This is a genomic window from Alkaliphilus transvaalensis ATCC 700919 (genome assembly GCF_000621485.1).
GTDB lineage: Bacteria > Bacillota > Clostridia > Peptostreptococcales > Natronincolaceae > Alkaliphilus > Alkaliphilus transvaalensis.
Map to the genome: position 1 here is coordinate 83,304 of NZ_JHYF01000014.1, position 13,433 is coordinate 96,736.

The window sequence follows — 13,433 nt, forward strand, 5'->3', positions numbered from 1 at the left end:
ATATAGTAAATGATCTTATATGAACATTTATATCATTTTCACATTCCCTAAGAGTTCCATATCAACCCCTAAGACTCTACTATCTAATTATAGTTCACACCATACCGTTTTTCTAAAATCTCCTTTATATCTTCAATTGATAATCTCATATTTTCACATGTTTCCTCTTCAAGAATATTTAAGAGATAAATAACCCTTTGTCTATTTGTTATTTATCCCATGTTATTCGACTCCTGTTTAATAACTTTCTTCATTAATAATACAATGAAGGCTCTTAAGGCTGCTATTAATATTTTCTAAGTCTATAAAAAATATGACAAGATCCTTCCCTTTTTCAAAGTAGTTGTGGCTATTACCAGCAATATTATTAGGTTTAGGATATATTAGAATTACCTTCTGTGCATTATATTTCTTTATATATGCATACATTTGATACAAGTCACTTTGAGCTATGCCATAGTCCTTATGTTGATTGTTTAATATTTTCCATTTTGTATCCAGTACTATCGTTCTATTGTTTGTTTTTATAACCAAGTCTGGTTTTAACTTAAACCGCTTAGAACTTTCTATAAGATAATATTGAGCATGTTGAGGCCATATTGTACAGTCTCTAAATAGGTTGCTTTTCATTATGCTTTTCTGTATATATTTCTCAAATACCTTTTCCATTGGAAAAAGTAGAGAATATGCTACATCTTGTCCTTTATAGTTCACAAAGCTCTTATCATGCAGAAAAATCTTGCACCATCGCAATATGGCATCATAATGTGTCATTAATCGGTTTGATATGCATTTATTGAAATCTTGCGCGTAATTAATAGATACGTCTACCTCCCTAAAGGATAGAAGGTATTCATTTAACCTTTTGTGGAGCAACTTATTTGTCGTTCTTTTCTTAAGCAATACTAGAGTTGATTTAATTATTCTATTTTCCGGTCTATTGACGCTAAATTCTTCATAGCCTACATAAAATTTATGCTTATTAACAGTGTTTTTAATTACATGCTTATTTACTAGTAGTTTTCCCTTAAAGACATTAAGATTACTTTCCTGGTCTAAGTACGAGGATTTTAATCCCTGTCTAATGACTTGCACCAGTTCATCTAAGAACATCATGATAAATATATCAAAGATATTCATATTAGTAGCCTGTAAATTAGCTTGATTAAATGTTTTTACAGGTAAGTCATCTGAGTATCTTAACATCTTTAGAAATATTTTTTTAGTTTTACTATAGGAGTCATCCTGGTCAGACATGAAAATCTTAGGTAATATTTCTATAGTGCTATTATCTGATGTTTTGATAACTCCCACATAGTTTTTAGCCTTTAGTACCTTGCCAGCATTCTTTGCATACCCTGTCACCATAAATTCATCAATAGTATCGCTATAGTCTACCTTGTTTTGCAGGATGAATTCCTCTAAGTTTAAAAATAGCTTATGGGGCAGCAAAATATTTTCTCCAGTTACGTGGCTAACATATTGATCACTGGCAAAATAGCTGTGTTCTTTAATACAATAAGTTTTACTCTTCATCTGGCATATCTCCATTACGAGATAAAATTTTATCGTAAATTTTAATATAGGCCATTGGATTTGTCAGTGCATCGGTGTTTATCCTATAGGTTGCCATATCTTCTATCAGGTCTACTTCTGAATTGTCTCCAAACAAAGCAGCATCGATATTTTCTTTAATAACAAATTGCATGTTTTCTATACTTATTTGATTATCAGCTAATATAAGTCTGATTTTCTCATAATCATCATAAAAGTACTCTTGTAACAGTGGTATTATTTTATTTTCAAACACATCACTTAGCTTATCTATAGTCTTATTGTGTAATAACTCCATAAAATATGCTTGTCCTATCATATGTTCTCGATCATACAGCACTTCAATCCTTTTATTAATGGTATCAAGCATCTTTTTAATATCCACGCCTTCAATAACCAGCTGCTTATTATCATTCATCTTTTTGAAAATGCTAGTTTCAGGCTCGATTTCAATAAACTTAAATCTTCTTCTTAAAGCAGTATCCATCAGCGCTATTGATCTATCAGCGGTGTTCATAGTCCCTAAAATATATAAATTAGATGGCACACCGAAGGGTTCCTTTGAATATGGCAGTGTGACATAAATTTCTTCCTCTTTTCCTATTCTTTTACTAGATTCTACCAATGTTATTAGTTCACCAAATATCTTCGAGATATTCCCTCGATTTATTTCATCTATTATTATAATGTAATTTTCTTTATAATTACCTTTAGCCTTTTCACTTATTTCTTTTAAAATACCATCTTCTATTTTGTACTGAATCTCTCCTTTTGCCTTTAGTTCTTCTTTATTTGTATGCTCCTTAGCTATTATGGGTTTAATTCCTTCAATAAATTCTTCATATCCATAGGACTGATGAAAGGTGCAGAAAGCTATTTGACCCTTTTTCATATAATCCTTATATTTAGCCTTAACATTAACATAGGGTTCTTCCTTTACTACAACTGGATCTCGGCCTTCAATTATTGATACTGCATAATAAGTAGAGTTATAGGTTTTTCCTGTTCCAGGAGGGCCGTATAGTATTATATTTAAATCTTCGTGCTCATAGTCATTCTCTTTAGCGCCCTCTGGCTTCATTTGTTGTCCATGGAACTCATCAATAATAGGCTGTATTTCTTCGTATTCATCCCCTTGTAGATCTTCAATAGTTTGTTCCATTAGTTCCTTTATTGATAGATCAAAATAAGGTCCCAATATATTTTGTTGAAATACATTAAGCTCTTGGTCTTTAATTTCCATGCATGTAGAGTTATAATTAGGGGTCCACCCCTTCTTTACACCTTCATATCTGTCATCGCTTATACTTTTCTTTATTAATATGTATTTCCTTTCCATCCACCCATCATCTTTGTCTTCTAGCGGCTTAGCATCAGAAGATACTACCCCTAGTGCAACTATTTTTTGTGACCCATAACACAGATAGAAATAATCTCCTACCTTCATCTTATCAGTAAAATTCTGGCCTTGACTTCTACCAGTATCTTTGTGGACAGCAATTATATTTTCTTTAAGATATGTTTCTTTTTCATTTTCGTTAAACTCTCCATTATTTCCATGGGACACTTTCCAAATCCTTTTATCATTATCCCAAAGTTTTCTTATTTCACTGCTGTATAGTATAGATGAATATATATCAGTCAAATTGTTGGGGTTTACAGGTTTGATATCGAATTGCGTAAATTCTTCTTTAACTATATCAGCGAAGTTATCTATGTAATCATTACGTTTAAATAAAATTAAGCTAATCAGTTGTTGATGTACTGGGGATACAATATTAATATTATTCTCTGGATCTATGATGTATCTTAATGAGTTTGCTATATTATCCGATAACTGCTCTAGATTCCGATGTTTCTTATAGTTTAGTAAGTGCTCTACCCATTTATTTTGTCTTACAAAAGGTGTAGACACAACTCTTTTATCTTCATATTCATTGTATTCGTGCTTATTAGCAGCCTTGGAGTCTAAGTAGGATATAAGCTGCCCTATGATCTTTAGAAATTTATATTCCTCATATTCGTCATCATAGTAGCTTAGCAATTTATTAAAGTTAAATTCACCTATTTTATTTAAATCTTCAACAATACCATCTAGGGTACCCTCACCAATATCGTATGCTATAAATTCATTATATTTATTAACTGCCTTTTGAAAATGAAAATCTTTGTTCTCAATGACTTTTTTAATATTATTCTTTTTTAGTACCTCTTTAATCTGCTGTTGTAAATTTGTATCCACTTTTATCCTCCCCTCTATTATCCTAACCCCTTACTTATTATTTCAATAGTCTAATATTTAATGCTATTATATCACTTATTTAAAATTTGTTGAATTTAAGTGGAGCACCTCTACTCTATTATAACGACAACATTAGAATATATTTTTTCATAATGGGAACTCTTCTTCTATAGGAGGGATATTATGACAGGAGTTACTACACAAAAATCTGAATCTATTGCTAAAGGCTTCATTCATGAAAGAATAATATATGAGTATATGAAATATAGGGTAAAATACAGCACTTTGAGAATGAGACACATCGTTAAATCTGGGAATTATAATGCTAAGCAAGAGTACGTAGTAGTTGAAAGACTTCAAATAGACGATACTAAGTTTCCAGATGTTGACGACATAATAATAACTAGTAATTCAGGAGTACATCCTAATCGTGTAGCTGAAATAAAGTTTGTTTCATCTCAGTTTAATTATCATAAAGAAAAAAGATACAAGGATTTTCAGAGTAAAGGTGGATGTATTATAGTTTTAAATCATGATACTTTACCAGCTGCACTTAATATTGATGTTTATCAATTAGAGAGAAGCGATTTTGAAGGTTTTGTTCGCGAAAACTTCGATAGATTATTATCTCATCAATTATTAAGCCGAAATAAAAATGATTACAAAATATGGTTATTTAGTCAGGCTCCTAACTTTTATAAAAAAGTGAAAAATAGCATCACAAAACCTGCTTGTGAATCTGGTATTTGGTGCCCTACACAAACTATGACGGAATTTGATTTAGCTAAGAGAGACAAAGTTATTTTCATTAAATTTGGTGGAGCGGAAAGATTACAACAGGAGCTGCAAAAATACAATAAACGAGGCGAATTATTTCCTGAGTGGAAAATCCAGCAATTATGGATCGGAGAAATTACATCTCCTATCAAAGATAGAGAAGAATATTGCATAATAAAAAACCTTGACCCTTCTCTTCCTCTATGGAATAAAGACACCTATAGGAATAAACCTTTCCCTAGAGTTTTTGAATTTAAAAAATTAAAGGTTATAAATTGCACTATCTATTGTACGGACCTTTTGAAATACTTTCGAGAACTTGTTAAGCCAGTTTTATATGATGTATTTGTTCAACAAGTAGCAAGAGAAATATCTCATGAGGATTATATAAAATTTATTGAATATGTGGCAGAAAAGCAATCTGAACAACTTCCTCATACATTTCAAGGATATGATGAAACTAAGTTTAAAAATTTACTTGATGATGCAATAACAAATCCTCATATGCTTTTGAAGATTCAAGCACACTTAGAAAAAATAGAACAAAATATGCTACATTGATTTCTTAATTATATGGTAATTATATGGATGCTAAGATAATTAATATTGTCATATTATAGTTTTACATATATACCTTCTTGTTTTAATAAACCATAGGATTCTACGAAATCTAAAACATAGTTTTCATTTATTTCAAACCCTATTGCATTCCTCTGCCAGTGAACTGCAGCTTTTAGTGTTGTACATGTACCACAAAATGGATCTAGTACAACATCCCCTTTCAAACTATACATTCTTATTAATCGCTCTGCTAACTCATATGGAAATGTAGCTTGGTGTTTTTTAGTAGAAGTTGAATTAATACGCCAAACTGGATTGAGCCAATCCTGTAGTTCACTCTTTTTTAGAAGGTTGGTAATTTCACCTTGTCTTTCCTCAAGAGTGGGAAGGTTTCTTTGCCCTGGTTTTCTAAAGACCAAAATGTGTTCGGTTAATAAATCATTATATAGATAGGGTGGCACTGCATAATCTTTATATTCCCCTCTGCAAGTTGAACCATAAATAATGCCTTCTTTCTCACCTTTCTTGACACCGTACTTTTCCCAAATAAAATGCTGAAATAAATCAAAATCCATTTCTTCAGTAAAAAAATGTATTAGATCTGCATGTAATGGATATATATTAGGTCTATTCTTATTGTTATACTTACGAGACCTTATATCCCCTACCACAAAACAGGCTAAACCATCTTCCTTTAATATCCTCATGCATTCCAGTAAATTTCTTTTAAGGTAGTGTAGAAATTGCTTGTAAGACATGTTTTTTCCAAGTTGCTCGGAATGATCGTAGTCGACTAAATTCCAATATGGTGGACTAGTTACAATTAAATCAACTGATCCCGTATTTACCTCTCTCATTTCTTCTGTAGAGTCTTTTATATATATTTTAATATCCAAGCCCTCACCCCCATTACCAAGATATGTTTGTGAAAGCTTGTCTAATTACTTAATCAACTCACTTAATTGATTTCTTTAAAAGCTCAGTAGTAAGTAATAGCCCAAAGTCTCATGAATTTCTAAGTATGAGGATTGTTATTTCATGGTCTTTTTTGTATATTTTTTTATTTTAACAAGGACTTTGATCGAATCATATAGAATGTTCTTTAAAGAAAAATAATTATTTAAAGGAGAGGTTCCCGTGTCGCGTGTACTATACATTTCAAAATTAAATCTAGTTTCACGTCATATTTATGATGCGTATGATGATCCTGAGATACTAACACAAATTCTAAAAAATTTATTTTTTGCAATTGATGATAAAATTGAACATACAAGAATTGATACTAATACTGTAGATGGTGAGGAATTGGTCACCTATAAAGCTAGCTATAAATTTTCTGCAATTGAAAAGTCCACTGATTTTATTATAGTCGGAAACTTAATTAAAACATCTAACCTTTACTTTAATGTTAGGAAGGAAGGTACTGATGAATTACAGCAAGATGAGACAGAATTTTCCGAAGTAATACATTTCTGTTTAGATGTATTTAAGGAAAAAGTAGCATTCTATACTAAAAATAGATTTGGATATGATGAGTTTAATAATGCTTTTACACGTTTAATCAATGAATATGCTAATTTAGAAGGTGATAAAAACTATATATTCGAAACTGATACAATAAAGCAGGCTTCAAGTATTAAGACAATACAAGATGAATTAAATCAAATAGGTAATATAAAACAACTTAAAATTACGATTAAGCCACCTAACCCAGATGATCCATTACTTAATGACATACATATTGATATCGAGGAATATTTAAAAGATATTAAAGAGGGTAACATTACAGATACAAGTAGTTTATTTAATTCATCTGCACCTGAGGGGCTTAAACTAAACTCTAGAATTGTTAAAGCTGAGTTTGGAAAAATAGAAGAAATTCATTCTAAGCTCTCTGATGAAGTAGCACTTGCAAATAATTATGTTATAGTCGAAGCAGAAACTAAGTCTGGCAGGCAATATTCTACCAAAAAAAGAAAACCATTAACTATTGAGATAAAAGATTACCAGACCTACGGACCAGAATTTATTAAAGTATGTAAAAATTTATTTTCTGTGTCCAGTCGATAGGAGGAATTGTATTGTTTAACAATTATCCTTCATTTAAAAGATTTAAAACTTATAAAAAGTGGAACTGTTTTTTTGATAAAAATTCCATTGAGTTTCCTATTTCAATTTTAATAACATTTCTGATTGTGATTTCATTCTATTTACTTAATATTTATCCTAATTTTCAATACTTTCAAGAGGCTATCAAAACTATTTGCTTATATATAGCATCATCATTAATAGGTCTAATTGGAATATTGTTAGCAGGAATGGCTTTTATTGCGAGTATACTTACTGAAGATAAGAGAAAAATTATTAATAAAGTAAATAGATCTGGTTCACTTGAAAGTATCTTAGTTAGTTTTGAGTTTTTAGCATTTATCATTGGCATCCAAGTCTTTGCATTCTTCTTTCTTTATTTACTTTTACATAGTCCTAAAGAGGTTATAGTAAGCTGGCTTTTTTATATTATAGTATCTATCAGTACTTACTTTTTTACTTTCACTATCTTTTACACAATAAGTTTAGTTGGCAATTGTGTAAAGTTACATTCTATAGTAAGTGATATTGATAAGATAACTTCTAGTGAAAATAATTTAATCTCCAAAGCTAATGAAGTTAGAATAGATTTTATCTTTAAGCTTATTTTAGATCCTTCTGACCCGCATAAGTTTGTGGAAGAACTAAATAAATATGTTGATAATAGTCAACTTAATAATAAAGAAGCTCTAAAAGCATATTTTAAAAACTATTATAAGTAGTTGTGTAATAGATCTCATCGAAATTTTCAATATGTCTAGTTAGAGTATAAGTAAGTCTGTACTAATTTGATACATCAGTTTCCAAAATGAGAAAAGCTCTTAATTTGGAAACTGTAGCAACTTTTTACGTCAGGTAGTTATCTTCTTATGTTCCAAAAGCTACGCAGACCAAGAAAAATCTACCCCAAATTTAACTATAGATTGTTAATATCAAGGGCTCATAATGTTGATTTAGCTAAATTACTATATTTTTTAAAAATCGAAGAGTAAAAACTAGGATCCAAAAAGGATACTAGTTCACTAGGATACCATATTAAAGTTTAAATAAAAAAAGCTGAGGATACATTCATCCCCAGTCTCTTTATTTACTTAAAACAAGGTAGGTTGCACGTAAGAAGTCAAGAACCGATTAGAGGTTACTTCCACTAATTCTGCCCCCTTAGCATGTTCACTCTCTATGATTTGGGCCCCAGGATTTAGCTTTGATTCATATGTTGTTAAGACATAAATATTATCGAATCGATTATAAATAGAATCTCCTCCAAGGCCTGAAAAACAGATTAATTGAGTATTATATTTTTTAGCTATACTCATTAAAGGTTTTAGGAGATGCTCTGAACTAGTTTGGGCAAATGGATTATCCATAATCAACACCTTTCCTTCTTCATTATTGCCAAAGAAAATACTTTCATCTTTTCCCATGTAGGACAATAAACTAATCAGCACTACAAAGGCAGATACAAATCCTTCTCCTCCAGAGTTTTCTGCAACTTCATTCCATGTAATACTTTCTACTCTTGTTTCTTGAATTTTATATAGTTTAATGTATATTTTGTTAATACCTACAATTTGGTCATATAAATTTTTGGTTGTAATTTCATTTGAAACAAAATCGTCAATACTCTGTCCAATGGATAGTAAATCAGAAGATTTACTTACTATACTCTTTACGTAGTCCTTCATCTTTAGCTTAAACAGTTCATCATTCCAATCAGGTTGTTGAATGGTTAGCATTTTGTAATATCGTTCATTGATTTTACAAGAAGAATTTACATCTATCATATCAATATTAGCATAAATATTTTTAGTGTAATCTAGCAGGGTATTTAATATAATTTCTCTTTCTTCCTCTATCTTTGATAAATCCGATTCTAGTTGTAGTAGCGTTCTTTCATGAATTTCCCCTACAGTTTCTAATATCTTCAATATCTCCATAGGCTTTTCTCGATGGTCGGACAAACTGACAATGGTATGTTTAAAGAATTCTACTTTGCTATATTCAAACCCGCTTGAAAAACTATTAAGATACCTCTCTAGGTCCTTAGAAATATCTGCAGTTTCCTCAATGTTCTTTTTAAACAGATGAACCCAATGAATTCTCTTGGACTCAAGTTCTTTATGGTGAACATCCATTTCTATCTTCTCAAAGATTTCAATGTCGGCGTACTCCTGCATTCGGTCTTTGGTAGTTTTCACAGTATCTAAGGTTTTCTCTAAGTTGCTGATGATTGATTGTATATCAATAGCTTTTTCAAGAACTACCTTCCATCTTCCTGAAAAATCAGTATTGGTAATTTTATCAATGGACAAAGGTTCTTGCTCACCGCTTCTTTTAATCTCTCTTATCTTGTAACTTAATTCTTTTTCTATGCCCTTTAAAGTTAAATCAGTATCTTTTATCTCATCTTCTTTACAGGTTATTTTTCCTATTACATCCTTTAGGGATTCTTTAAGAGACTTATAGGCTATTTTATCGTACGCCATATTTTTATATTCTTCTTCAGTCACCTGGGTTTCATCAGCCTTTTCTAAAAGTTGATCCTCTTTGTTTTTAAAGTTATTTGCCACCCTATTTAACTGTTCCTTGTACTCCTTAACAGTAAGACCTAATTCTTTCGATAAGGATTCATATTTTGATGTTAAGTCAGTAAAATCCATGGGAAGGATATTTCCTTCCCTATATCGGATATACTTTGAAGTCTCTTCTTCCAGCCGTTCTATATGTGTTTTTAGTGAATGGATTATTTCTTTTAGACTGTCAAGGGCTTTAGATTGATCTTCAATTGCCAGTTCCATTTCCCCTTTTTTTCTTCTTACCTTCTGTAAGCGATCTCTTTCTTCAGAAGCCAAGGATAGGCTTTTAATAAAATCATCATATAGTACATAAAAATGATCAAACTCTTTTATTTGTTGGAGAAGATTATTGATTTTGCTTGAGTGATCCCCTTTAATTCCCTCCAGTTTTACTGTTTCCTTCTCTAAGACTTCTCCTTCTTCTTCTGTTCTTCTTTTTTCCCCATCTAGGGATTCAATCTCCTCTTCCGTATTTATGATCTTATCAGTAATCAAGATCAAATCATTTTTCGATAACTGAAGATTGGCAGCCTCCATCTTTTTGAATTGATAGATATCTATTTCCTCTTGTTTTCTTGTGATTTCCTCTTGTATGCGATTTATTTTTTTATTTAACCCTTCAATAAGTTCCCTCATAACCTTTTCATCTAAAAGGTTATCGTTAAAAGAAATATAGAAATTTATAGAATTCACTTCATAAATTTGATTGGATACCACCACTTCTTTTTTCTCATTTAATGAATCTAATTCTACAATTGGAAGTGGAAAGGATAGAAAATATTCTATATTTTGCTGCTTTAAGATTTCAATTTTAGATTTTTCCATCATGATAGAATAAGGGATAAATGGATTTCTCATTAAGATCTCCTTTTTTTCTGCTAAGGGAATGTCTTGACTTTTCATCCACTTTAGTCCATAAAGAACCTGTAACCCTAAATCCTCCAGTTGCTTTAGAAATTCCTTAGGAATATCGATATTTTGCCCAGATGTGTAGGCCTCTTTTCTTCTCTTTACTTCATCTAAGGTTACCTTTAGTTGATGAAACTCTTCTTCTAAATGTTCTATAGTAGTAGTCAGTCTATTTAGAATAGTTCCTTTATCAAACATCTTTTCTTCCGGAAGATTACAATATTTAAGAATAGATTTTAGTTTATGACAGGATTCTTCCATCTTCATTTTTTCTTCTTTTAGCTGATTTTTCTGATTTTTTATATTAACTAATTTGAGACTAATCTCATGGATTTTTTCATGTTTTGATTTGCTTACCCTACGATTATCCTCTATCCGTTGGGTTATATCCGTCAGTTCCTTTTCTAGTTTTTCCATTAAAGTCTTTTGTTCTCTTTGATAATGGGAAAAATAGGTGAACTCATATTCCCCCATAATATTCGTCTCTGCCTGAAACCTTGGATCACGTTGACAATAGACTTCTACTGATTTATGGTACTGCGCAATAGCCTCTTCTGTTTTTGTAATAGACTTTTCCAGTTCAATCTGTTGATCATGAATTATTTTATTTTCCCGCTTGGCTTGACCAATACCTTCTTCTAATTCTTTGACTTCTCTTACCTTTTCCTTTAATAAAGATTTATCCTTCTCTAATTGATCACGATAATATGAGTGAAGAGTGAAGCCGATATCTTTAATTTCTTCTGCCTTTTTAGCATCATCCTTTTCTACATTGTCTAGTTTATTTTCTAGTTCTAGCACTTCTTTTGAAAGATCAATATATTCCTTATATAAACTGGAACATTCATAGACATTAATAGAATGGATTATCATATCTTTTTCTTCTTTTAATTCTTCAAGAACTTTTACAATATCTTTTTTTATCGCCGTTACTTTCTCTTGATTTTCTAGTAATCCATTATATTCATATGATAGCTTTTCATAGGTAATCTGTTCTTTTTCTTTCTCTAATCCCTGTTTTGTTTCCTCAGCAGTCTCTCTTTCTTCTTCTAGATTCTTCATTTTTTTCTCTAAGAAATCATAGTAATTAGCAATGGTATTAGAGAGCTGTTCTTTTTCCTTCATTAAATCCTTTAAGCTATTAGCATATCTCTCTATCGTGTTTGCATATTCTTTAAATTGAGCAATTCCTTCCTTTAAAGCAATTTTATTTTTATTTTCTTCTAACTGATATACAAATTTTTTCAATATCTCTTGAAAATAAAGAATATGATTCTCGGAGTCATTTAACTTTTCATCCACTGCTGGTAAAAACCAATCTTTTATTAATAGAGGAATGGTCTTTGCTTCATTAAAAAGTTCAGAAAGCCCTGATTCTTTTTGATTTATTTTTCTTATGATGCTTTGCCATTCCTTATGATTGATTCCATATTCTTGTAATTTACTGGTGTACTTTTTCTTCTGGTCACTATTGTATATGGGCCAGTAATTAAAAGTATATCGATTTTCTCTTTGAATAACATCAAATAGGTTTTTCATTTCAGTAAAGGACTTTATACGAATTCCTTTTTCAGTTTTATCCACCAAGGGTATTCTATGAATATCATAATCATTTGCACTTTTATACTCATGTATAAAGTTTACAACCTCTACCTCATCGCTGCCTACCTCGTCGCTGGAAGCGGATTTTTTTCTTATAGCACTACCAACTAGAACATATCCAGCATTGTTATCTAACAACCATTCCGTTAAAATATAGGTTGGCTCATTGGTCGTAAAGTAAGTATCAAATTTTCTATCCTTTAAATCTCGATATTTACCAAATAAAAAAGGAGACATAAGCATCTGTACCATAACCGTCTTACCACCGCCATTTCTGAGACTCATTAAGGTACTTTCTCCACCAAGTTCGAATATTTCATCATGGATCCTCATGGAGTTTTTATTGTATTTTAGGCTAATGAACCTAAAAGCATTTAATTTATTCATAGCTACCTCCCTTAAAGGATTATCTCGGCTTCCTCAAAAGCCTTTATAATCGTATCATAATTACTTCTATTCAATATATTCCAATCCATAAAATTATCTAATTTAGGGGTTGGCTTAATCATATCATCCTCTTCGATAAACTCCAAAAGTTTTTGTTCGTCTAAAAATTTTATGACTCCCCTAACAATCCCCTCTTTGGTACTTTTAGAGGTTGTTTTTGTATCAGAGCCCTTTAGGGCGTTCCAGGCTTCGTAAATATTTCTAATAGCCATGCCGCTTTTATTCTCCAACCCCTCTAGTTCATCTACTTCTGAAGCATTTTTTAAACTATCGCTGATCACATTCATAAAATCTCCAAATTTAATGAAGTTTCTGGATTTACTACTTCTCCCATTACTATTGTAGAAGGTTGTGAGAACCGATAGAATAATATATTGAGACAAGTAAAAATCCTTATAACTTGGATTGCTTCTACAAAGAATTTTTTTAAGCTCCGTCTTAGAGAACCCAATAAATTGATTGTCTTCCTTTGGTAATAAATAAATCACCCCATTATACCTTTCGATAAAACAATCACTTTCCTCTGCATAAATACTTAAAATATTAATAATATTTTCATCCTCTGTATAATATCTATATAACTCTTTATTGTCATCAATTGATAACTCTTTGTTTTGTAAAAGATAATAATATATTTTCATTGCCCTAGAGATAGACTGCATATCGTACATAGGCCA

General features: G+C 30.9%; 8 protein-coding genes. 3 read left to right on the top strand and 5 right to left on the bottom strand.

Annotated elements, in window-relative coordinates:
* Positions 1 to 237 precede the first annotated feature (237 nt).
* A complete protein-coding gene (locus T335_RS20475) occupies positions 238 to 1,536 on the bottom strand; it encodes an McrC family protein (RefSeq protein WP_051569268.1) in 1,299 nt (432 codons plus the stop codon).
* Positions 1,526 to 3,796 (bottom strand): McrB family protein, encoded by a 2,271-nt coding sequence (locus tag T335_RS22680; protein WP_051569269.1) that lies wholly within the window; start codon positions 3,794 to 3,796, stop codon positions 1,526 to 1,528. The genes T335_RS20475 and T335_RS22680 overlap by 11 nt, the downstream gene beginning before the upstream one ends.
* Positions 3,797 to 3,979: 183 nt before the next feature.
* On the opposite strand from T335_RS22680, the gene T335_RS0110895 reads away from it, so the two are divergent.
* Positions 3,980 to 5,134: a hypothetical protein gene (locus tag T335_RS0110895; protein WP_026477577.1), complete on the top strand. Its 1,155-nt coding sequence runs from the start codon at positions 3,980 to 3,982 to the stop codon at positions 5,132 to 5,134.
* A 53-nt stretch (positions 5,135 to 5,187) separates the two neighbouring features.
* Here the strand turns inward: T335_RS0110895 and T335_RS21655 are convergent, their stop codons facing one another.
* Positions 5,188 to 6,030: a DNA-methyltransferase gene (locus T335_RS21655; RefSeq protein ID WP_026477578.1), complete on the bottom strand. Its 843-nt coding sequence runs from the start codon at positions 6,028 to 6,030 to the stop codon at positions 5,188 to 5,190.
* Between the two features lie 241 nt (positions 6,031 to 6,271).
* Between T335_RS21655 and T335_RS20490 the strand changes: the two genes are divergently transcribed.
* Together T335_RS20490 and T335_RS0110910 are read left to right on the top strand one after the other, a co-directional pair.
* A complete protein-coding gene (locus tag T335_RS20490) occupies positions 6,272 to 7,204 on the top strand; it encodes a hypothetical protein (RefSeq protein ID WP_051569270.1) in 933 nt (310 codons plus the stop codon).
* Between the two features lie 11 nt (positions 7,205 to 7,215).
* Complete coding sequence (locus tag T335_RS0110910; RefSeq protein ID WP_026477579.1) at positions 7,216 to 7,944, top strand: hypothetical protein; 729 nt, start codon at positions 7,216 to 7,218, stop codon at positions 7,942 to 7,944.
* Positions 7,945 to 8,313: 369 nt separating this feature from the next.
* Here the strand turns inward: T335_RS0110910 and T335_RS0110915 are convergent, their stop codons facing one another.
* Positions 8,314 to 12,696: a coiled-coil domain-containing protein gene (locus tag T335_RS0110915; RefSeq protein WP_026477580.1), complete on the bottom strand. Its 4,383-nt coding sequence runs from the start codon at positions 12,694 to 12,696 to the stop codon at positions 8,314 to 8,316.
* Positions 12,697 to 12,707: 11 nt separating this feature from the next.
* Positions 12,708 to 13,427, bottom strand: a complete 720-nt coding sequence (locus T335_RS0110920) for a DUF6063 family protein (protein ID WP_026477581.1) — start codon at positions 13,425 to 13,427, stop codon at positions 12,708 to 12,710.
* Positions 13,428 to 13,433: the final 6 nt, after the last annotated feature.

Excerpts from the sequence above, each read along its gene's own strand:
- T335_RS0110895 (WP_026477577.1), top strand. The coding sequence starts at position 3,980 with ATGACAGGAGTTACTACACAAAAATCTGAATCTATTGCTAAAGGCTTC.
- T335_RS0110920 (WP_026477581.1), bottom strand. The coding sequence starts at position 13,427 with ATGTACGATATGCAGTCTATCTCTAGGGCAATGAAAATATATTATTAT.
- T335_RS0110915 (WP_026477580.1), bottom strand. The coding sequence starts at position 12,696 with ATGAATAAATTAAATGCTTTTAGGTTCATTAGCCTAAAATACAATAAA.
- T335_RS20475 (WP_051569268.1), bottom strand. The coding sequence starts at position 1,536 with ATGAAGAGTAAAACTTATTGTATTAAAGAACACAGCTATTTTGCCAGT.